This is a genomic window from Nonomuraea sp. NPDC005501 (assembly GCF_040605905.1).
GTDB lineage: Bacteria > Actinomycetota > Actinomycetes > Streptosporangiales > Streptosporangiaceae > Nonomuraea.
In genome coordinates, this window is sequence record NZ_JBEXDT010000008.1 from 98,003 (window position 1) to 117,593 (window position 19,591).

Sequence of the window (19,591 nt, forward strand, 5' to 3'; positions counted from 1 at the left end):
GGAGGGCGGGGTGAGGCCCTGGGCGCGCGTTGCCGGGGTCGCGACCGTAGCCGCGACACCTCGGCGAGCAGGCCGACCTGCGCGAGCGGCTGCAGCAGCCGGAGCCGGCCTCCGCGGCACTCCCGAAGATCAGTTCAGCAGCGGTACGAGCTGCTCCTCCTCGTAGTCCAGGTGGGCCTCCACCTCCTGGGTGAGCCGGTTCACCCCGCTCAGCAGGGTCTCAGGGGCGACATCGTCGGCGGCCAGCAGCGCCTGGAGCTCGTCGAGCAGCCGTGCGACCACTTCGTGCTCGGCTCGCAGCCGTGCCATCACCGCGGCCAGCTCCGGATGGCGGCTCTCCAGGTCCGGGAACATGTACGCGTCCTCCTTCGAGTGGTGGCCGTGCAGACCCTGGCACATGGTCAGGCAGTTGACGCGCAGCTGCGCGGCCACGCGGGGCCCCGACCGGGCCGCCTCCGCGCGGATGAGGGCCAGCTCGCGGCGGAAACCGTCGTGCATGGTGATCAGCGCGTCGCCGAGAGCGCCGGCGGGCGGCCGGAAGGCGATCGGCATCAGCGCCACCACCGGCAGGACACGGCCCGACTGTTCCTGGTACCTGCCCCACCCCGGGTCCGCCTCGACGGCGCGGGCGAACACGCGCTCGCGTTCCTCGCCCTCTAGTACGACCGCCTTGGCCTGGTACGTCCAGACGCCGTCCTCCACGGTGACCTGCGGGTTGGCGAGCAGGTTGTGATACCAGGCCGGATGCCGGGGCGAGCCGCCGGCCGAGGCGATGACGAGCATGCGGTCGCCGTCGGGCAGGCAGCCGAGCGGAGTGGTGTGCTCGGCGCCGGTCCTGGCGCCCACGGTGGTCAGCAGGAGCAGGCGGGCTCCTTCGAAGGGGCCGCCGACCTGGCCCTTGTTGGCGCGGTATTCGTCGATGATCTGCTGGTTGAAGTCCATGGGCATGCTGAGTCCGGCTCCTTGTTGCGGGTGTCGACGACATGGGAGACCCGCACGGGCATGCCGAGGCGAGCGGGTGCTACGACACCGCAAGGGGCATGGGACGACGCGCGGGCGCGGTGTGCTCAGGCACGACCGACGGTGTGAGTGGCCACGGTGTCATCCCCTTTGATTCGGCGCCTCCATGCCTCCGTCCGTCCTCCCGGCGGCGACACGCGACGCGGCGGCTATTACGCCCACATTCCGAAAGATGTGTCAAGCCGTACGAACTCCGCAGCGGCCCGCCTTTCAGTGGCGAAGCCGCCAGGAGGCCGCACGCCCCCGAGCCCCGTGCACCAGGCTGAGGGACAGCGCGGCGAGGCCGAAGGCGGCCAGCATGATGACCGCCATGGAGACCGTGCGGCCGTTCCCGAGGAGACCCGACAGGGGGGAGGCGGCCGCGCCGAGGATGAACTGGCTGCCGCCGAGCAGGCCGGAGGCCGCTCCTGGAGCGTCGTGGCCGAGTGACTGGACGATGGTCGTGGTGGCGGGCAGCGCCGTGCCCAGGCCGGCGACGGTGACGAACAGGCAGGCCCAGGTGACGGCGAAGGAACCGCCGGTCGTGGCCAGCGACGCGACGAGGGCCGCCGTACCGGTGCCGGACACGGCCAGCCCCGCGACGAACAGGGTGCCTGCCCGGACGCGGGCGGACAGGCGGCCGAACAGGACGCTGGAGGCCAGCATGCCGAGGGCGTTGGCGGCGAAGACGAGACTGTACCGCGTGGCCGAGAGGCCGTAGACGTCCTGGAAGACGAACGTCGAGCCGGCGATGTAGGTGAAGAGCGCGGCCCCGTTGAAGGACGAGGCGAGCACGTACCCCACGAGGGCGGGCCGCCCGGCGAGCATCGCGATGGCCTTGACCACGCCGCTCACCCCGCCCGATCGCCTGCGGGCGGCGGGCAGGCTCTCCGGCACCCAGGCGAGGAGCCCCGCGATCAGCAGGACGCCGAAGCCCGCCAGCGCGGTGAAGACGAGGCGCCAGGAGCCGATGCCGAGGATGGCTCCGCCGAGCACCGGCGCGGCCACCGGGGCCATGAACACGATCGCGGACAGGGTCGCGAAGCGACGACCCGCCTCCGGGGTGCCGTGGAAGCGGTCGGTGAGCACGGCCCGGGCGACCACCATGCCCGCCGCCCCGGCGACACCCTGCAACAGCCGCGCGGCGTCGAAGATCTCGATGCTGGGGGAGACGGCGCAGGCCAGCGACAGCACCGTGAACAGCGCGGCGCCGGCCAGCAGGACGCGGCGGCGGCCCACCGCGTCGCTGACCGGGCCCAGGAGCAGCTGCCCGGCGGCGAGCCCGACGAGAAAGGCCGTCAGGGACAGCTGGACCGAGGAGGCCGGGGCGCCGAAGGCTCTGGCCAGGCCGGGGAAGCCGGGCGCGTACATGTCGACGGCCAGGGGAGCGACCGCGGTGAGGCCCGCGAGCACAAGAATGAGCCGGCCGGTGTGCTTCCGGCCGGTGGCACCACTGTGTCGGCACGCCGCCCGACAGACCTGGCCCGCGATCGCTGTCTCCGCTCCGGCACGCCGGTGATCATCGGCGGTGAAGATTATCCATGGTTCGCCCGAAGAATGACACCACTGGTCATGGATGATCTCTCCGACTACCATCGGCGCTGACCGCCCAGGACACATCTGTCAACGTTCAGGTCGCGAGGCCGTCACACGTACCGCCGGCCCGTGACCGGCAACCCGGCAGCTCTTCCAGCAGGCTCGTCCTTCCCGGCGGAGGGTTGTTCGTTCCACCACGTCCGCGCCGCGGCATGCCGCGCTGAAGGAGGACGGATGCGTACATCCGACATCTACCTGCGCAGTATCGGCGTTCATCTGCCACCGGTGGTCAGCATCGAGACGGCCGTCGCCGAGGGCCGCTATCCGGCCGGCGAGATGGAGTACTTCCGCCTGCGCGGTGCGGCGGTGGCGGGCGACGTACCGGCTCCGGAGCTCGCGCTGCGGGCCGCCCGGCACGCGTTCGGGCGCTCCGGCGGGATGTCGCCGCGCGACCTGGACCTCATGCTGTACGCCGACGTCTGGCATCAGGGGCCGGAGGGCTGGCAGCCGCAGTACTACCTCCAGCAGCACCTGGTCGGCGGCGACGTCCTGGCCGTCGAGCTGCGGCAGGGATGCTGCGGGATGTTCGGCGCGCTGCAGCTCGCCGCCGGGTACCTGCGGCCGGGCGGCACGGCGCTGCTGGTCGGGGCCGACAATCACGGCAGCCCGCTGGTCGACCGGTGGCGCATGATCGAGGGCTACGTGGTGGGCGACGCCGGGTGCGCGCTGCTGGTCACCACGGACCCGGGCTTCGCGCAGGTGCGGTCGGTCAACGTGACCGTGCTGCCGGAAGCCGAGTCGGTCAACGACGGCGGGGTGCCGATGTTCCCGCCGGACGCGACCGTGGGCCGGCCGCTCGACTTCGCCGCCCGGCACCGTGAGTTCCGCAAGCGACTGCTGGCCCGCGACGGCGCCGGCGTCATGCTGGCGATGCAGAGGGCGCTGATGGAGCTGGTGGAACGGACGCTCAAGGAGGCGGGGATCACGCTCGACGAGGTGGAGCGCGTGGCGTTCCCGCACGGGCGCTGGGACAACGTGGAGGAGCGGGCGAGCTGGTTCGGGCTGACCCTGGCCGACACCACCTGGGACTACGGCGCCGGCATCGGGCATCTCGGGGTCAGCGACCAGTTCGTCGCCCTCGACCACCTGCTGGCCGACGGGGCGCTGGCCCCCGGCGACTACGTGCTGCTCATCGGGGTGGGTGCCGGCAAGACCCTGGCCTGCGCCGTCCTGCAAATCCTCGACATCCCCGCGGAGTACGCCTCCGAAGGGCCCGGCGGCGCCCGTCCCACGGACGACCCGGCCGGCCACAGCTGACGCGCAGGCAGCCCGGCGAGCTCGGCCGCCGGCCGCCGTCACAAGCCGGAGCCGCTCACGACAGGCCCGTCAGTCCCGCAACCGGGCGGCCCTGGCATGCAGGTAGCGCTGCTGGGGAAAGCTCATGGCGCGCCTGGCCGCCGCCTCGTACGCGTCCCGCGCCGCCGCCAGGTCGCCGGCCATCTCCAGCAGGTGCGCGCGGACGGCGTACATTCGGTGATCACCCGCGACGCGCCCGTCGGAGCGAAGTCCTTCGAGGCGTTCGAGGCCGGCCTCAGGGCCGCGGGACATGGCCACGGCGACGGCGTGGTTGAGCGCCACCATGGGATTGTCCGACATCCGCATCAGCAGCTCGTACAGCGCCGTGATCTGCGGCCAGTCGGTCTCCTCCGCGCTCCGCGCCTCGTCATGCAGAGCCGCGACGGCGGCCTGCAGTTGATACGGTCCCGGCGGCCCCTGAGTGAGTGCCGCGGTGACGAGCTCGACGCCTTCCTCGATCTGGGCGGAGTTCCAGAGGCTGCGATCCTGCTCGGCCATCGGGATCATCGCCCCGTCAGGACCGGTGCGTGCCTGCCGCCGGGCGTCGGTGAGCAGCATGAGCGCGAGCAGCCCGGCCACCTCGGGGTCGTCCGGCAGCAGCCGGTGGACCATGCGGGTCAGCCTGATCGCCTCCGCGGCCGGCTCCGCCCGCTGCAGATCGGGCCCCGACGTGCTGGCGTATCCCTCGTTGAAGACGAGGTAGAGCACGTGCAGCACCACGCCGAGCTGTTCGGCGCGCTCGGACGCGCGTGGCAGGCGAAACGGCACGCCGCTGTCCTTGACGCGCTGCTTGGCGCGGGTGATGCGGCGCGTCATGGTGCCTTCGGGGACCAGGAACGCGCGGGCGATCTCCGCGGTGGTCAGGCCGCCGACCGCCCGCAGCGTGAGCGCGATCCGGGACGTCGGCGACAGCGACGGGTGACAGCACATGAACAGCAGCACGAGCGTGTCGTCCGAGGCGGCGAGCGGCTGGTCGGCAGCCGGCGCCAGCCAGTCGCCCGGCAGTGCCCTGGCGGCCATCGCGTCCTCGCGGCGCCGGCGAGCCTGCTCGCTGCGGAGCAGGTCGGTCAGCCGGCGCGCGGCCACTGTGATCAGCCAGGCCCGCGGGTCGTCCGGCAGGCCCTCCTCGGGCCACTGCGTGGCGGCGGCCAGCAGTGCCTCCTGGACGGCGTCCTCGGCAATGTCGAAATGCCCGTACCGGCGTACGAGCGCGCCGAGGACCTGCGGCGCCAGCTCGCGCAGCAGGTTCTCGGCCGCGGCGGCGTCGATCAGAACCCCATGTCTCCGGCGGACTCGCTGACGGGCCGGATGTCGGCGTAGGCGTCGTTGTAGGTGTCGCCCGGGTACGGGCACTGTCCCAGGCGGCCGGCGATCTCGGTGGCCCGGTCGAAGCTCTCGCACTCGACGATCCAGTAACCGGCCAGGACCTCCTGGGTCTCGGCGTAGGGGCCGTCGGTGACGAAGCCGGCGCCGCCGCGGGATCCGAGCCTGCGGGTGTGTACGGGCGCCGCCAGCGCACGGGTCTCGACCAGTTCGCCGGACTCCTCCAGCTCCCGGTTGACCGTCTCCATGAACTCCACCATGGCCGCCACGTCCTCCTGCGCCCAGGCCGGCTTGCCGGTGTCCTTGCCCGACATGGCGTCGTAGTCCTGCTGGGAGGCGTACGAAAGGATCATGTACTTCATCGGTTTCCCTTCTCTCAGCAGGGACGTCGGAGCCGAGTCGCCGTTCCGGACATCGTCCCGCGGCCCCAGCCTGCCCGCGTCGCGCCAGATGCGCCACCGGACACTTGCCGGCTCTAGATATTCCTTGACACGAATATTCGTTGTGGAGAATACTTCTCTGCATGGACGCACTCCTCACCGCACTGGCCGACCCGGCCCGCTGGCGGCTCGTGAGCCTGTTGGCCGAGCGGCCCCGGCCGGTCGGCGTCCTCGCCCAGCTCGCCCAGGCGCGCCAGCCGCAGACGACCAAGCACCTACAGACCCTTGAGCGTGCCGGCCTCGTCACCTCCCACCGCACCGGCCGGCGCCGCGTCTACGCGCTCCAGCCCGCCCCCCTGCGCGACCTGGCGGCCGCCCTCGGCCGGCTCGCCGACACCGCCGACCAGGCCGGCGGCCCGCGCGAGACGTACGACCGCTACGGGCTCAGCCTCGACGCGGAGCGGTTCGCCGCGAAGGAGCCGGGATGGGCCGACGGCCGCTCGTTCCGGTTCTCCCGGTCGCTGACGGGACCCCCCGAGCTGGTCTGGCGCCACCTCACCGAGGCGCCCCTGCTCGTCCGCTGGTGGACGCCTGACGACCTGCGCGTCTCCGAGCTGGTGTTCGAGGCGCGACCGGGTGGGCGGATCATCCACGAGTACCGCGACGCCGAGGACGCCGACGGCTCCGACGTGGTCGCCGGGCGCGCGGAGGGCGTCGTGGACGACGTACGCCCGGGGGAGCGCCTCGCGTACCGGCTCTCCCCGCTGCTGCCCGACGGGAGCCTCGCCTTCACCTCGCACGTCGACCTCGACCTCCGGCCCAGCAGCACCGGCACGGACCTGGACGTCCACTGGCGGATCACCGGCAGCACCGTCGGCTCCGCGGACTTCATCGCAGGCATCGAGATCGGCTTCGGCCAGAGCCTCGACAAGCTCGCGGCGACCCTCGCCGCGCACCTGCGCGACACCGAGCACGACACCGATACAAGGAGCACGCAATGACCAACCCGACCGGTCGCAGGGTGACCGCCAACCTCAGCCTCTCCCTCGACGGGCGTTACCACGGTCCCGGCGGGCCCAGCGATTTCGGGGCGTTCGCTCCGTATGTGATCACGGAGGTCGCGCGAAACCACATGAACCGCATCTGGGAGGGCGCGACGACGGCGCTGCTCGGCCGGATCAACGCCGAGGGGTTCATGGGGTTCTGGCCGTCGGTCGCCGCCGACGAGAACGCCGATCCGCGTGATCGCGGATACGCCACGTGGCTGGTCGACACGGAGAAGGTGGTCCTCTCGACCACCTTGACCGAAGCCCCGTGGGAACGCACCCGCGTGGTCAACGCCCCCGCCGCGGACGTCGTCACCGACCTCAGGACCACCGGTGCGGGCGACATCCTCGTCAACAGCAGCCCGAGCGTCATCAAGCCGCTCCTGTCGGCGGACCTGCTCGACCGGCTGTACCTCATGATCTGCCCCGAGATCACCGGAGGCGGGCAGCGACTGTTCGACGACGGCCTGCCGGCTTCGAAGTGGACCCTCACCCACCAGGAGACCGGCGAGCTGGGTGAGATCGCCATGGTCTACGACCGGGTCCGCTGAGCCGGCCGGCCGGCCGCGCACCCGCCACGACTTGATCAACTTCTTGGTGGCTCGCTAGTCTTGGGCGCTTTGACGGCTCCGCCCCCCAAGAGATGGCCATGCGTCGCCACCGTTTCGGCAGGATCGCCGCCCTGATCGCGCTCGGCTACCTGGCCGCAGTCATGGTGCTGGGCGCCTTCGCGCTGACCACCGGCCGGGGCGAGCTTCTCTGGAACGTCGTCACCCGCGACTCCGGTATGAGCTGGTTCCCCGGCCTCGGCGAGGACACAATCAGCGTCTCGTGGGGGCCGGCAGTCGTCCTGATCCTCATCGGGGCACTTCAGGCGTGGGCCCTGTGGCAGGTGCTGCGCGGGCGGGCCCGCGGCGAACCGGCGCCCCGGGGCGGGACGGTCGGCCTGCTGCGGCTCGCCCTGTACCTGGGCGTCGGCAACGGCCTGATCGGCATCGCGAGCGCTCCGCTGGTTCTCGCCTGGGAGATTCACTGGTTCTGGTCGGTGACGGGGATCGTCTCCGGTCTCGTGCAGCTGGCCATCGTGGGGCTGTTCTTCCTGGTGCTCCGTGACACCGTCTCCCGCGGGCCGCGGCTGTTCTCGCTCGTCGTCGGGACCGTCGCCGGCGTGAGCAGCATCGGCCAGGAGATCACGGGGGTTTTCGACCTGTACTCCGTCGCGAGGATCTTCGCTCTTGCCGATGGGTACGGCTATGTCTGGCTGGCGTGGTCCGTGTCGATCCTGGCAGCCCAGGCCAGGGATCCCCGCTGGAGCGCGGCGACCGTCCGGACAGGCGTCATCGCGCAGGTGCTGGCCGTTCTCCAGCCGAACGGGGTCGTCTCCTTCGGCGGCGGCGGGTTCCCCGACATCTTCAGGGTCTATGCGCTCCTCGGCGCTGTCAGCGTCTTCGGGCTGGTGTGGGACGCCCGGACCGCCCACGAGCTGGCGAACCCCCTTCCACCGCCGGTATCCCGGCAGGCGCCGGCGCGGCCGGCGGCCAGGCGGTGGCCGCTGCCCGCCGTGGCGATGGTGCTCCCGCTGATCCCCGCCGCCGTCAACCTCGCGCACGGCAGGTATCTCTGGATCGGCCCGAGGGGCGTCGTCGAGGAGACCGTCCGCCTGAACGGGGGCAGCGGGAACGCCCTGATGTGGCTCGTCCTGGACGTCTTCGTCGGCGTCGGCGGCCCGGCGCTGCTGATCCTGGCCGCCGTCCTGCGCCGGACCCGCCACGTCGTGCGGATCGCGGCGCTGGCGCTGACCATCGCCGCGGCCGTGGGCTTCGTCAGCGCGCTCACGGCGACGCCGGTGTCAGGAGAGTTCGGCGACTTCTTCTACGAAGGCACGCAGATCTATCCGGAGGGGCTGTTCTCCCAGGGAGAGGATGGTGAGCTCTTCTTCGGCATCTCCCCGTCGTGGTACAGCGCGGCCTTGCTCGCCTCCGCCCTGCTCCTGCTGTCGCTGTACCCGGCCGCGCCCGCCCGGCGCGTACGCCACCACGTGCTGCCGGCCGGGCTCGCCACACTGGTCGCGCTCGGTTTCGTGCCCGTGGCCGACCAGGCTCGCGGCCCGGTCACCGCGGCCGAGGACTGTGATCCGCGCGAGACGTGGGCGCGCGAGCCCAAGCGGCCCGAGCTCACCCGGGACCAGCGATTCGTGTGCTCCCTCCGGCAGGCCGACCTGATCACGTTCGCCGCCGCCACGCCCGACGCCGTGATCCTCGCCCACGCCCGCCGGCTGTGCGGCATCTACACCCGCAACGATCCCCAGGAGATCGCCCGCCTTCAGGCGACGGAGGGGCTGAAGCGCGACGCCCTGACCCACCCGCTCGCGGAGATCTGCCCCAGCGCCCGCACCGCGGTCGAGGCCGCGGCCGCCAGACAGGACCGGGAGGTGCGGGAGTGGCAGGCCGACGCGCAGCGCATGTGCGACTCGAGCCCGCGCCACCGCCCGCTCGTCAAGCCGGCCACGGCGATCCGCATGAAGGAGCCCCAGTGGACGGACTACGGGGTCGTGGAGACGTACGAGTCGACCGAGGACGGCGGGGACCCGTTCGAGGACGACTCGCTCGATCAGGCCGGGGCCGACGGCCTGGTGACCGCCCTCCCCGGCCGCCTCATGATCCGCACGCACTCCGACTACCGTCTCTGCGTCACGGTGGAGACCTACAGCCGCCGTCCGCCGGTGGAGACCAAAGGCTGGGACCAGGTCGTCGAGGTCGGCTACGAAAGCCCCACCGGCGAGATCGTGCTCAGGGACGACATGAGCGGGACGAAGTTCCCCGACCTGTCGCTCGACGGCCGCGCGGGTCACTACCGGGTCCGCGTGCACTACGACTGGTTCAGGTGGCAGGGACCGCACGAGGGCGGCGGCCAGCGCCTGCTGATCATGGCGTTCCCCGGCAAGGGGGACAAGCCGATCACATACCGCAAGCCGCCCAAGCGGTGAGCACGCCTGCCGAGGAGTGGCGTCAGGGGCCGTCCCTCATCAGGAACGAGCAGCTGCGCCGCTGACCGGATCGGGCTGGGCAGGGTCCGATCGCACGCCGGCTATCGCGTCTATCGCCACGGAGGAGGTTGGCCGGGCCTGCGCGCTCTACAGGCCCGCATGCCTGATCTGGACCTGAGCGTGGTCCTCATCGCGATCGCCGACCACACCGAACGCCGAGTGGGCTCCTCGACGGCCTTCTCGACGAGATGACGGACCGCGGTTTCCCCGGCTAGCGGAGGCGGGCAAGGACCGGGGGCGATCGCGATGCGCCGCGCCGGTCAGTCGTCCAGCAGGATGGCCTGCACGGGGCAGGCGCGAGCCGCCTCCTCCACGGCGGGCTGCAGCGCGTCGGAAGGCGTGGCCTCGTACACCAGCTCGTCATCGTCGTCGAGGGCGAACACCTCCGGGGCGGCGAACACGCACTGGGCGTGGGTCTGGCACAAGGCCATGTCGACACGGACACGCATCATGAGTCCTTCTCAGCTGTGGGGTTGAACCGGGAGTACTTGCCGAAGGACCACCGTTGCGGGATGCCACCGGAAATCTGGACGGCTCGTTCGACGTCGAAGTCGATCAGCCGTTGGGCGCCGGGCACCCCTGCCGCCCGCTCCGGGTCCCAGTCGACGCGGGCGCGTCCGGTCAGGTGCAGGGTGTGACCGTTCTCCCAGTCCAGGAACAGCAGCCCGCAGCGCGGCTCGAGTTCGAGGTTGCCCAGCGTCATGTACATCGAGTTGCCGGCGTAGTCGGGCCAGGTCAGCCGGCGGCTGCCGGCCACCGTGACGAATCCGGGGTGGCCGCCGCGATGTGACGCATCGGCTCCCAGTCCCTCCGCATACGTGCCGACGAAGAACGTGTCGGCCGTGCCGATCCACTGCTGTTGGCCGGCGGTGAGCTCGCCGGTGACGAGCGCCGTCCTGCTTCCCGGGGGCACGTCGTCGACGTGGGCGCGGGTCTGGATGTACTTCGGGCAGTTGGAGTACACCTGTTCGGTGCGGACGAGGAGCCGGCTGCCGTGCCGGCGGGCCCGGCCGTTGACCCGCATCCGTCTCCGGCTTGCCGGCTCGATCATGAGCATGCCCACCTGCCGCTCGGCGTCGAAGAGGCCCGCGAGCGGATCGCCGGCGCCGGGCAGCCGGTCGGCCACGACGGAGCGGTCGTCGGGGGCGGTGACGAACCCGGGCGGGCCGGTGAGCACGCTGACCCACGCCGTGCCGGTGTCATCGGCGGCCGCGATCACCGCGAGACGCTGCTGCCCGAGGAATTCCGCCGCCACCGGCGGGATGGCCGCCCCCGCGCCGGCCGACCCCCATCCGTCGACGGTCAGACCGGCGCGGCGCTGTACTGAGCGTTCGCCTGGGTGGAGCATGGGCGATCCCTTCCCGTCGTGGGCCGGGCCGCGGCGCGCGGCCCGGGCACAGGTGCATCCGTCGGATCGGTCAGAAGAAGCCGCACGTCGGCGCGCCGTTCGTGGGGGCCGGTGCGGTGTCGGCGCCGGTCGGCGCATAGATCTCCAGGCGGATGCCGTCCGGGTCGGCGAAGAAGACACCGCCGGAGGACGCGCCCTCGCCGTGCGGGACGATCCCCTCGTGGAAGGGCCGCACGCCGAGTTCGCGCAGGATGGCCTCGGCGCGCCGGACCGCCTCGATGTCGGGCACCTGGAACGACAGGTGGTGCAGGCCGGGCCGGTCGGTGGCGAACACGCCGCCGCTCTGCTGCCACAACGTGACCAGCAGGGTGCCGTCGCGGCCGAGGAAGGCGAATCTGCGGTCGCCGTCGGTCTGCTCACCCATGATCTCGAACCCGAAGACCTGGCGGTAGAAGGCGGTGGAACGTGCCAGATCGGTCACGTTCAGACCGACGTGCCCGGTCTGCAGGGCAGGTGTGCTCATGCGGAACCTTCCATGTGGATGCGGTCGCGTTGCGTGACGGGCATGGCTGCCCGTTCGTCGGGAAAGCTGCTCCTAACGGCTACGAACCTCTTGTGCCATTAGAATATGCAGTGTGTTTTATAACGCTGTCAACCTGGATGTAGCGTTAGAAGGGTGGAAGTGGCACACCTTGCGGATGGCGGCGCTCCGTTCCTGGGCGAACCGCCGGCCATCGAACTCGGCAACACCTCGTACGCGGTGAGAGGCCGCCCCAAGGACGGCTTGCGCAGCGTCGAGCACCTGGCCGCGTGGCTGCGTGACATGCGCCCACGTCTCGCGGTCGGACTCGCCGACGCCGACATCCACGGCGTGACGGACCACGACCTGCACCTGGCCAGGGAGCTCCGGGACGTCGTACGGGCCCTCGCCGCCGCAGCCGTGAACGAGCGCGCACCCGATCCGGACATGGTGGCGACCCTCAACCGTCACGCCGGCCGCACCCCGCGCTGGCGGGAGTTGCGGACCACGCCCGAGCCGCACACGACGGAGTGCACCGCGGGCCGCCCTGTCGCGGCCGCACTCGCGGCCGTGGCCGAGGACGCCGTCGACCTGTTCGCCGGGCCCCTGCGTCACCGGCTGCGCGCCTGCGAGGGCCCGGGCTGCATCCTGTACTTCGTCCGCGACAGCCCACGGCGCGAATGGTGCTCACCCGGCTGCGGCAACCGGGCACGAGCCGCCCGCCACTACGCCAAGGTGCGGCAGGGGAGTGGTGACTGAGCCGCCACGCGGGGGACCGGCGGGAGGCGGCAGTCCGGCATGTGGACGGGTGCGCGAGACGGGTTCCGGCCGTCTGTGTCACTATGCTCGATCATGTCGGAATTCGAGGCGAGCGACGAGATCTTGGCCGCCATCGCCGGTCGGCACGGGATCACCGCCGAGCAGGTGCGGCCCCTTCCGGCAGGGGTGGCCAACCGCGTCTTCCTGCTCGGGGACGACCTGGTCCTGCGCATCCCACGGACCAAGCAGTTCCTCCCGGACCTGGTCAAGGAGGTCGCGGTCATCCCCGCCGCCCTGCACGCGGGCGTGCGGACGCCGGAAGTCGTGGCCTTCGACGACACGTGTTCGGTGGTGGACGTGCCGTACATGGTGCTCGCCCGAGCGCGGGGAACAGATCTCGCAGACCTCGACCTGCCCGCCGCCGACGCCGACCGTGTCCACCATCAGGTGGGCAGGGAACTGGCCAAGCTGCACCGGCTGTCCCCGGCCACCGCGCCTGACCTTCCTGCCGTCCCCGTGGAGGACGACGCGGACCCCTGGGCACTCACCGACCGTCTTCTCGTGGCGGGCTGGATCGACGCGGAGGCCGCCCGCTGGCTCACCGGCTGGTTCGACCGGCTCTCGGCGCATCTCCCGGCGGACCCGTCCCCGGTCCTGGTCCACGGCGACATCGCCCCGCAGAACCTCCTTGTCTCCCCGGCGACAGCCGAGCTCAACGGCATCGTGGACTGGGGCGACGCCCAGTGGGCCGACCCTGCTGTCGACTTCGCCAAGATGCCCCTGACCGGCATCCCGGCCATGCTCGACGGCTACCGGCAGGCGACCGGCGAGCGCACCTCGGGGAGCACACCGAGCTGGGAAGCTCGCGTGCTGTGGTTCCACCTCACCTGGGCACTCGGCCGCCTGCCGGATCCCGTCCCGCGCCCCGGCGAACGCCACTGGACCGCCCCTCCAGCCGGCCGGCTCCTGGGCCTGCTCCGCTTTTTCGCCTCGGCCCCGCCGGCCCCGTGGGCCGATCTGGCCTGATCCGGCGGTGCCCACGGAGATGGATGGGTCCGGTCGCCGCCGCAGGTCACGGACATGCCGCCTGCGCGGGCGGTGCGCTTCAGCGCGGCTGGTTCGTGGGCTCCGATGCCCGGGAGCGGGTGGCCGCCAAACTGGCGAGGAGCTTGAGCCGGTCCTCGGAGGTGGTGCCCGGCTCCGCGGTGTAGATGGTCAGGTCGTGCACGGCCCGGTTGGACATCGGCAGGTCCAGGGACTGGTAGGTCAGCTCCAGGTGGCCGACCTCGGGGTGCCGCAGCCGCTTGACGCCGTCGTGGCGGATACGGACGTCGTGCGCGGCCCACTGGGCGCGGAAGCCGGGGCTGAGCGTGGACAGCTCGCCGATGAGCTCACGCAGGGCCCGGTCGTGGGGCTCGCGCCCGGCTTCGGCGCGCAGCAGCGCGGCGGTGGCGGCAGCGGCGGCGTCCCAGTCGGCGAAGAAGTGGTGGGCGCCCGGGTCGAGGAAGATGTAGCGGGCGATGTTGGCGCGGCCGCGCCTGCCGGTGGTCTCACTGGCGAACACCGGCGCGAACAGGGCTCGGGCCAGCGCGTTGCTCGCGACGACGTCCATGCGGCCGTTCTGCACGGAGGCGGAGGACATCGTCATGGAGTCGAGCAGCCACTGGACACGCGGCGCGACCTCGACATCCTTGCGCCGGGAAGGCGTGCGGTGGGCGGGCCGGGCTGACCGGGCCAGGTCGAACAGGTAGGTGCGCTCGTCCTCTCCCAGGTGCAGTGCCCGGGCGACCGCGTCGACCACGTCCTCCGACACGCCGCTGATGTGGCCCTTCTCCAGCCGCGTGTACCACTCCGTGCTCACGCCTGCGAGAACGGCGACCTCCTCGCGCCGCAGCCCCGGAACCCGGCGTCGGCCGCTGGTCGGCAGCCCGACCTGCTCCGGGGTGATCTTGGCGCGCCGGCTGGCGAGGAAGTCCCGGATCTCGGAGCGGTTGTCGGGTCGCTGGTCCATGCCTTCCACGGTAGCCGCCGGCCGCCGTGGAGGGAGGTTGAGCTTGTACCCCCCATAAACCCGACCTTCTCCACACGCGGCGCAGCCGGTTTCGTGGGATCGACCGCCCGAACACGACCCCGATGGAGATGGAAGCATGAGCACGCGAGGAGGAGTCCTCCACGCCCCCGGCGACGTGCGCGTCGAAGACCGCGAGCCTCGGCCGGCCCGGCTCCCGTTCGTCATCCATGTGCTGGCGTTGGGCACGTTCCTGATGGGCACGACCGAGTTCGTGGTGGCGGGCCTGCTGCCGCAGATCGCGGGTGACCTGCGGGTGAGCGTGGCCCGGGCCGGGCTGCTGATCACGGTCTTCGCGGCCGGGATGATCGTCGGCGCGCCGCTGACGGCGATGCTGACGCTGCGCCTGCCCAGGCGGTCGACGCTGATCCTGGCCCTGTGCGTCTTCGCGGCCGGACATGTCATCGTCGCGCTCGGCTCCAGCTTCGCGCTGCTGCTGGCGGCGCGGTTCCTCACGGCGCTGGCGACCGGGGCGTTCTGGGCGGTGGCCAACGTGGTGGCCACCCGCGTCGCCGGCCCCGGCGCGAGCTCCCGCGCCCTGGGCGTCGTGGGCTCCGGCGCCATGCTCGCCAACGTCGTCGGTGTGCCGCTCGGCGCTCTCGCCGGGCAGCTCATGGGCTGGCGGGGACCGTTCTGGGTGCTCGCGGCCCTCGCGGTGGCCGCCATGGGGCTGATCGCCCGCTACGTCCCGCACGACGGCCCCGGCCGTCAGGCGGTGTCGATCCGGTCCGAGCTGTCCGCTCTGCGCTCCGGCCGGCTGTGGCTGGCGCTGGCGGCCTGCGCGACCACGACCGGCGGCGTGCTGTCGGCGTACTCCTACGTCTCGCCCCTCATGACCGACCGGGCCGGCCTCGCCGCCGGCCTGGTGCCGCTGGTGCTCGTCGGCTTCGGCGTCGGCGCCCTGGTGGGCTTCCTCGTCGGAGGGCGTCTGGGCGACGTCCGCCCGCATGCCACGACCATCACGGCGGCCGCGGCGACCACGGTCCTGCTGCTGGCGATCTGCCTGCTGTCCGGCTACGCCGTGCCCACGGCCGCGCTGGTCGCCCTGCTCGGGCTCTTCGGGCTCGGCGCCAACCCCGTGCTGATCTCCCTGGCCGTCCGCTTCGCGGGCAGGGCATCCACCCTGGGGTCCGCCCTCACCGTCTCGGCGTTCAACCTCGGTACCGCCGCCGGCTCCTCGTTGGCCGGCCTGGCCCTCGGCTCCGCCCTCGGCGCCACGGGTCCCGCTGCGGTCGGCACCGCCATCGCCGCACTGACCCTGATCCCCACCGTCACCATGGCCCTCACCCGGCGCCGCCGCCTTTGCCCGGCATTTGCCCGATACGAGCCACAGTGAGCTAGTGCCTGATCTGGGCAAACACTGCTTCTGCACCACCACCCGAAACGGAGAACACCTGATGCGCGCAACCCTGCTGCACGGCGCCGGCGACGTCCGAGTCGAGGAGGTCCCCGACCCCGTCATCAAGCAGCCCACCGACGCGCTCGTCCGCGTCACCGCCTCCTGCATCTGCGGCAGTGACCTGTGGCCGTACGGCTCGCTGTCCCCGGCGGACGGTCCCGCACGGATGGGGCACGAGTTCATCGGCATCGTCGAGGACACCGGCTCCGAGGTGACCTCCGTCAAGAAGGGCGACCTGGTCGTCGCTCCCTTCGCCATCTCGGACAACACCTGCGAGTTCTGCCGCGAGGGCCTGCACACCTCGTGCGTCCACCCGGAGGCCGGTTTCTGGGACGGCGAGCCGGAAGAGGGCGGCCAGGCCGAAGCGGTCCGCGTCCCGCTCGCCGACGGCACCCTGGTCAAGCTCCCCGTCGCGGCGGACTCGGCCCTCATCCCGTCCCTGCTGACGCTCTCCGACGTGTTCGGCACCGGCTACCACGCCGCCGTCGCGGGCGGCGTGAACGAGCGCACCCGCGTCACCGTGATCGGTGACGGCGCCGTCGGCCTGCTGGCGGTACTGTCGGCCAAGCGCCTCGGCGCCGAGCAGATCATCCTCATGGGCCGCCACACGGCGCGCACCGAGCTCGGCCGGGAGTTCGGCGCCACCGACGTCGTCTCCGCCCGCGGCGAGGAGGGCATCGACCAGGTCCGCGGGCTGACCGGCGGCCACGGCACGCACGTGGTCCTGGAGGCCGTCGGCAACATGCCCGCCTACGAGCAGGCGGTCGGGGTCGTCCGCCCGGGCGGCGTGATCAGCCGCGTCGGCGTCCCGCAGTACGAGGAGGCCCCGGTCGGCTTCGGCAGCCTCTTCCGCCACAACCTGCGTCTCGCCGGCGGACCGGCACCGGTCCGGGCCTACATCGAGCAGCTGATGCCCGACATCCTCGACGGCACCATCGAGCCGGGGAAGGTCTTCGACGCCACGACCACCCTCGACGGCGTCCCCGCCGGTTACCGGGACATGGCCGACCGCAAGACCCTCAAGGTCCTCGTCAAGCCCTGACCGAGGTGATGGTGACGAGCACCTCCCGGTGAGGCCCATGGTAGGTACTCTCGGCATGGAGTTCTTCTGTTATCACCGTGATCGGCCTGACTCCGCGGCGCTGCGCCGAGCTGGTGGAAGCGCACTGGTCCTACATGGACCGGTACGCGGCGGAGCTGATCGCCCGTGGCCCGACCTTCGGCCGTGGCGGCCCCGGCGGCCGGGAGGGCGGCAACCGGTACCTGGTGCTGGGCCTCGGCTCCGGGCAGGCCGCCGACCTCGACCCGCCGCCCGCCGCGGGCCAGCTGGACGAGCTGATCGCGTACGGGCCGCTGCTGTCCGACGACGGCACCGCCTGGCTGGGTACGGCGCTGCTGGTCCGGGCGCCGGACCCGGACGCGGCACGCGCCCTCCTGACCCCGGACCGGTACGCCGGCATCGAGGTGCACGACTGGGAGTTCGGCGGGCGGCGGTAGAAAGCACGTGACCGTGCCGGGGCTCGGGCCGGCCGCGCGGGCTAGGATCCGGCCATGCCCCTGTCCGCGGACGACGTCGAGCGTTTCGAGGACTCCAGAGCGCGACTGGAGGCCATCGCCTATCGCCTTCTCGGCTCCGCGGGGGAGGCGGAGGACGCCGTGCAGGAGGCGTTCCTGCGCTGGCAGGCCGCCGACGTCGGCCGCATCGAGGTCCCCGAGGCCTGGCTGACGAAGGTCCTCACCAACCTGTGCCTCAACCAGCTCACCTCCGCGCGGGCGCGCCGCGAGACCTATGTGGGCCCATGGCTGCCCGAGCCGCTGCTCGCCGGGGACCCGATGCTCGGCCCGGCCGACACCGCCGAGCAGCGCGAATCTGTCTCGTACGCGGTGCTCACCCTCATGGAGCGCCTGTCGCCCAACGAGCGGGCGGTGTACGTGCTGCGGGAGGCCTTCGACCACCCGCACCGGGAGATCGCCGAGATCCTCCACATCACCGAGGCCGCCAGCCAGCAGATCTTCCACCGCGCCAAGAAGCACGTCGCGGACGGCCGGGCCCGCACCAAGGTCGACGAGGCCGCCGCCCGGCGGATCGCCGAGGAGTTCCTGGCGGCCGCCGCCAGCGGTCGGACCGCGCCGCTCGTGCGTCTGCTCACCGACGACGCCATCGCGATCGGCGACGGCGGCGGGAAGATCCCGGCCCGCACCAAGGCGTTCGAGGGCGCCGTCGCGGTCGCGAAGTTCCTGTGGGGCCTGCTCAGACCCGCCGCGGCCAAGCGCGCCCTGGTCGGCGGCGCGCCCGAGGTCTACGCCTGGACCGCCAACGGCGAGCCCGCCGTCGTGGCCGTCGTGGCCGGCCGGGTCGTCGGCATCATGTGCCTGGAGGTCACCGCCGAGGGCATCGCCGCGTGCCGCAACCAGTTCAACCCCGACAAGCTCGAACGCGCGACCGCGCACTGGGCGACCGCCGACCACGGGGAGCCCCTGTTCAACGCCTTCTGAGCGCTGTGTGAGGTGCTTCACATCGCGTCCCTGTCAGGAAACGGCGGGCTGCCCGGTTCAAGGGGCAGACCCGCGCAAGAGACAGGAGCGAGGACATGCAGCATCGCATCATCGTTCTCGGCGCCGGATACGCCGGAGCCACCGCCGCCGGCCGCCTCGCCAAGCGGCTCCGCCGCGAGGACGTCGCCATCACCCTCGTCAACGCCGAGCCCGACTTCGTCGAACGCGTCCGCATGCACCAGCTGGCGGCCGGCCAGGACCTCAAGTCCCGGCCGTTCAGCGAGATGTTCGCGGGCACCGGCGTCGTACCGAAGCTCGCGACGGTCACCGGCGTCGACGTCGACCGCAAGACCGTCACCGTCACCGACGCGAACGGCGCCGGCGCCGGAGAACTCGTCTACGACACGCTCGTCTACGCCCTCGGCAGCGGCTGGGACGCCCAAGGCGTCCCCGGGACCGCCGAGCACGCCTACGAGATCGCCGGGCGGCCCGGAGCACTCCGGCTGCGCGAGCGCCTCGCCCGCCTCGAAGCCGGACAGAGCGTGGTCGTCGTCGGCGGCGGCCTCACCGGCCTGGAGGCCGCGACCGAGATCGCCGCGGCCCGCCCGGATCTCGACGTCGCCCTCGCCGCCCGCGGCGGCCTCGGCGACTGGCTCTCTCCCAAGGGCCGCGAGCACCTGCGGAAGGTCTTCGGCAAGCTCGGGATCACCGTGCACGAGCGCGCCGCCGTCACCGGCGTCGAAGCCGACCGCGTCACCACCGCCGACGGCAGGGCCATCCCGGCCGCGGTCACCGTGTGGACCACCGGCTTCGCGGTCCACCCGATCGCGAAGGCGAGCGCCCTGGAGGTCACCGGCACCGGCCAGATCGTGGTGGACGGGACCATGCGCTCGGTCTCGCACCCGGACGTGTACGCGGTCGGCGACGCGGCCATGGTGATGGGCCCCGGGGACAAGCCGCTGCGGATGTCGTGCGCCTCGGGAGGTCCGACCGCGTGGCAGGCCGCCGACGCCATCGCGGCGCGCCTGACCGGCGGGAAGCTCCCTAACGTGCCGATCCGCTACGTCAACCAGTGCATCTCACTGGGCCGCAAGGAGGGTTTGATCCAGTACGTCACCGCGGACGACCGCGCCGTGCAGGCGGTCCTGACCGGCCGGCTCGCCGCCGTCTACAAGGAGCTGGTCTGCAAAGGCGCCGCCTGGAGCGTCACCAACCCGACGCTCGGGCTGCCGACCCGGCGCCGCCGCGTCACGCGGAAGCCGGCCGCGGCGGGAGCGGCCTTCCGGATGCCGGCGTAGAGCCCGGAGCGAAGCGC

Annotated in this window: 19 protein-coding genes; 11 read left to right on the forward strand and 8 right to left on the reverse strand. The window is 72.1% G+C overall.

Going from position 1 to position 19,591, the window contains the following annotated elements:
• Nucleotides 1-129: 129 nt before the first annotated feature.
• Together ABZS51_RS07375 and ABZS51_RS07380 are read right to left on the reverse strand one after the other, a co-directional pair.
• On the reverse strand, nucleotides 130-948 hold the full coding sequence (locus tag ABZS51_RS07375) for a nitroreductase/quinone reductase family protein (protein ID WP_355437383.1): 819 nt from the start codon (nucleotides 946-948) through the stop codon (nucleotides 130-132).
• 282 nt (nucleotides 949-1,230) lie between these two features.
• Nucleotides 1,231-2,619 carry a multidrug effflux MFS transporter gene (locus tag ABZS51_RS07380; protein WP_355437385.1) on the reverse strand — a complete coding sequence of 463 codons (1,389 nt, stop codon included), beginning with the start codon at nucleotides 2,617-2,619 and terminating at the stop codon, nucleotides 1,231-1,233.
• Nucleotides 2,620-2,769: 150 nt separating this feature from the next.
• Here ABZS51_RS07380 and ABZS51_RS07385 point away from each other — a divergent pair, with 150 nt between their 5' ends.
• Nucleotides 2,770-3,852, forward strand: coding sequence for a ketoacyl-ACP synthase III family protein (locus ABZS51_RS07385; RefSeq protein ID WP_355437387.1), 1,083 nt, complete (start codon nucleotides 2,770-2,772; stop codon nucleotides 3,850-3,852).
• 69 nt (nucleotides 3,853-3,921) lie between these two features.
• Here the strand turns inward: ABZS51_RS07385 and ABZS51_RS07390 are convergent, their stop codons facing one another.
• Together ABZS51_RS07390 and ABZS51_RS07395 are read right to left on the reverse strand one after the other, a co-directional pair.
• Nucleotides 3,922-5,160, reverse strand: coding sequence for a sigma-70 family RNA polymerase sigma factor (locus ABZS51_RS07390; protein ID WP_355437445.1), 1,239 nt, complete (start codon nucleotides 5,158-5,160; stop codon nucleotides 3,922-3,924).
• Nucleotides 5,160-5,576 carry a YciI family protein gene (locus ABZS51_RS07395; RefSeq protein ID WP_355437389.1) on the reverse strand — a complete coding sequence of 139 codons (417 nt, stop codon included), beginning with the start codon at nucleotides 5,574-5,576 and terminating at the stop codon, nucleotides 5,160-5,162. Before ABZS51_RS07395 ends, ABZS51_RS07390 begins: the two co-directional genes overlap by 1 nt.
• Nucleotides 5,577-5,737: 161 nt before the next feature.
• Here ABZS51_RS07395 and ABZS51_RS07400 point away from each other — a divergent pair, with 161 nt between their 5' ends.
• The 3 genes from ABZS51_RS07400 (at nucleotide 5,738) to ABZS51_RS07410 (ending at nucleotide 9,626) form a co-directional block, all read left to right on the forward strand.
• Entirely contained in the window at nucleotides 5,738-6,595 is an 858-nt protein-coding gene (locus ABZS51_RS07400) for a metalloregulator ArsR/SmtB family transcription factor (protein WP_355437391.1), read from the forward strand.
• On the forward strand, nucleotides 6,592-7,191 hold the full coding sequence (locus ABZS51_RS07405; protein ID WP_355437393.1) for a dihydrofolate reductase family protein: 600 nt from the start codon (nucleotides 6,592-6,594) through the stop codon (nucleotides 7,189-7,191). Before ABZS51_RS07400 ends, ABZS51_RS07405 begins: the two co-directional genes overlap by 4 nt.
• Nucleotides 7,192-7,289: 98 nt before the next feature.
• Nucleotides 7,290-9,626, forward strand: a complete 2,337-nt coding sequence (locus tag ABZS51_RS07410; protein ID WP_355437395.1) for a hypothetical protein — start codon at nucleotides 7,290-7,292, stop codon at nucleotides 9,624-9,626.
• Between the two features lie 320 nt (nucleotides 9,627-9,946).
• On the opposite strand, the gene ABZS51_RS07415 is transcribed toward ABZS51_RS07410, so the two are convergent.
• From ABZS51_RS07415 to ABZS51_RS07425, 3 genes are all read right to left on the reverse strand, one after another.
• Nucleotides 9,947-10,138, reverse strand: a complete 192-nt coding sequence (locus ABZS51_RS07415) for a ferredoxin (RefSeq protein ID WP_355437397.1) — start codon at nucleotides 10,136-10,138, stop codon at nucleotides 9,947-9,949.
• A complete protein-coding gene (locus ABZS51_RS07420) occupies nucleotides 10,135-11,034 on the reverse strand; it encodes a pyridoxamine 5'-phosphate oxidase family protein (RefSeq protein WP_355437399.1) in 900 nt (299 codons plus the stop codon). The genes ABZS51_RS07415 and ABZS51_RS07420 overlap by 4 nt, the downstream gene beginning before the upstream one ends.
• A 70-nt stretch (nucleotides 11,035-11,104) precedes the next feature.
• Nucleotides 11,105-11,557: a VOC family protein gene (locus ABZS51_RS07425; RefSeq protein WP_355437401.1), complete on the reverse strand. Its 453-nt coding sequence runs from the start codon at nucleotides 11,555-11,557 to the stop codon at nucleotides 11,105-11,107.
• Between the two features lie 153 nt (nucleotides 11,558-11,710).
• Here ABZS51_RS07425 and ABZS51_RS07430 point away from each other — a divergent pair, with 153 nt between their 5' ends.
• Both ABZS51_RS07430 and ABZS51_RS07435 read left to right on the forward strand, forming a co-directional pair.
• On the forward strand, nucleotides 11,711-12,313 hold the full coding sequence (locus tag ABZS51_RS07430; protein WP_355437403.1) for a CGNR zinc finger domain-containing protein: 603 nt from the start codon (nucleotides 11,711-11,713) through the stop codon (nucleotides 12,311-12,313).
• Between the two features lie 93 nt (nucleotides 12,314-12,406).
• Nucleotides 12,407-13,339 carry an aminoglycoside phosphotransferase family protein gene (locus ABZS51_RS07435; RefSeq protein WP_355437405.1) on the forward strand — a complete coding sequence of 311 codons (933 nt, stop codon included), beginning with the start codon at nucleotides 12,407-12,409 and terminating at the stop codon, nucleotides 13,337-13,339.
• Between the two features lie 79 nt (nucleotides 13,340-13,418).
• Here the strand turns inward: ABZS51_RS07435 and ABZS51_RS07440 are convergent, their stop codons facing one another.
• Nucleotides 13,419-14,324, reverse strand: coding sequence for a helix-turn-helix transcriptional regulator (locus ABZS51_RS07440; protein ID WP_355437407.1), 906 nt, complete (start codon nucleotides 14,322-14,324; stop codon nucleotides 13,419-13,421).
• Between the two features lie 136 nt (nucleotides 14,325-14,460).
• Here ABZS51_RS07440 and ABZS51_RS07445 point away from each other — a divergent pair, with 136 nt between their 5' ends.
• From ABZS51_RS07445 to ABZS51_RS07465, 5 genes are all read left to right on the forward strand, one after another.
• Entirely contained in the window at nucleotides 14,461-15,717 is a 1,257-nt protein-coding gene (locus tag ABZS51_RS07445; RefSeq protein ID WP_355437409.1) for an MFS transporter, read from the forward strand.
• A gap of 61 nt (nucleotides 15,718-15,778) precedes the next feature.
• Nucleotides 15,779-16,822, forward strand: coding sequence for a zinc-dependent alcohol dehydrogenase family protein (locus tag ABZS51_RS07450; protein ID WP_355437411.1), 1,044 nt, complete (start codon nucleotides 15,779-15,781; stop codon nucleotides 16,820-16,822).
• A gap of 77 nt (nucleotides 16,823-16,899) precedes the next feature.
• Nucleotides 16,900-17,277 carry a hypothetical protein gene (locus ABZS51_RS07455; protein WP_355437413.1) on the forward strand — a complete coding sequence of 126 codons (378 nt, stop codon included), beginning with the start codon at nucleotides 16,900-16,902 and terminating at the stop codon, nucleotides 17,275-17,277.
• Nucleotides 17,278-17,331: 54 nt separating this feature from the next.
• A complete protein-coding gene (gene sigJ, locus ABZS51_RS07460) occupies nucleotides 17,332-18,276 on the forward strand; it encodes an RNA polymerase sigma factor SigJ (protein ID WP_355437415.1) in 945 nt (314 codons plus the stop codon).
• Between the two features lie 95 nt (nucleotides 18,277-18,371).
• Nucleotides 18,372-19,574, forward strand: coding sequence for an FAD-dependent oxidoreductase (locus ABZS51_RS07465; protein WP_355437417.1), 1,203 nt, complete (start codon nucleotides 18,372-18,374; stop codon nucleotides 19,572-19,574).
• The last annotated feature ends 17 nt before the right edge of the window (nucleotides 19,575-19,591 follow it).

What these genes read in the sequence shown, in the direction of transcription:
- ABZS51_RS07375 (WP_355437383.1), bottom strand. Translation starts at nt 948, where the DNA reads ATGCCCATGGACTTCAACCAGCAGATCATCGACGAATACCGCGCCAAC.
- ABZS51_RS07380 (WP_355437385.1), bottom strand. Translation starts at nt 2,619, where the DNA reads ATGTGTCCTGGGCGGTCAGCGCCGATGGTAGTCGGAGAGATCATCCAT.
- ABZS51_RS07385 (WP_355437387.1), top strand. Translation starts at nt 2,770, where the DNA reads ATGCGTACATCCGACATCTACCTGCGCAGTATCGGCGTTCATCTGCCA.
- ABZS51_RS07395 (WP_355437389.1), bottom strand. Translation starts at nt 5,576, where the DNA reads ATGAAGTACATGATCCTTTCGTACGCCTCCCAGCAGGACTACGACGCC.
- ABZS51_RS07400 (WP_355437391.1), top strand. Translation starts at nt 5,738, where the DNA reads ATGGACGCACTCCTCACCGCACTGGCCGACCCGGCCCGCTGGCGGCTC.
- ABZS51_RS07405 (WP_355437393.1), top strand. Translation starts at nt 6,592, where the DNA reads ATGACCAACCCGACCGGTCGCAGGGTGACCGCCAACCTCAGCCTCTCC.
- ABZS51_RS07410 (WP_355437395.1), top strand. Translation starts at nt 7,290, where the DNA reads ATGCGTCGCCACCGTTTCGGCAGGATCGCCGCCCTGATCGCGCTCGGC.
- ABZS51_RS07415 (WP_355437397.1), bottom strand. Translation starts at nt 10,138, where the DNA reads ATGATGCGTGTCCGTGTCGACATGGCCTTGTGCCAGACCCACGCCCAG.
- ABZS51_RS07420 (WP_355437399.1), bottom strand. Translation starts at nt 11,034, where the DNA reads ATGCTCCACCCAGGCGAACGCTCAGTACAGCGCCGCGCCGGTCTGACC.
- ABZS51_RS07425 (WP_355437401.1), bottom strand. Translation starts at nt 11,557, where the DNA reads ATGAGCACACCTGCCCTGCAGACCGGGCACGTCGGTCTGAACGTGACC.
- ABZS51_RS07435 (WP_355437405.1), top strand. Translation starts at nt 12,407, where the DNA reads ATGTCGGAATTCGAGGCGAGCGACGAGATCTTGGCCGCCATCGCCGGT.
- ABZS51_RS07440 (WP_355437407.1), bottom strand. Translation starts at nt 14,324, where the DNA reads ATGGACCAGCGACCCGACAACCGCTCCGAGATCCGGGACTTCCTCGCC.
- ABZS51_RS07445 (WP_355437409.1), top strand. Translation starts at nt 14,461, where the DNA reads ATGAGCACGCGAGGAGGAGTCCTCCACGCCCCCGGCGACGTGCGCGTC.
- ABZS51_RS07450 (WP_355437411.1), top strand. Translation starts at nt 15,779, where the DNA reads ATGCGCGCAACCCTGCTGCACGGCGCCGGCGACGTCCGAGTCGAGGAG.
- sigJ (WP_355437415.1), top strand. Translation starts at nt 17,332, where the DNA reads ATGCCCCTGTCCGCGGACGACGTCGAGCGTTTCGAGGACTCCAGAGCG.
- ABZS51_RS07465 (WP_355437417.1), top strand. Translation starts at nt 18,372, where the DNA reads ATGCAGCATCGCATCATCGTTCTCGGCGCCGGATACGCCGGAGCCACC.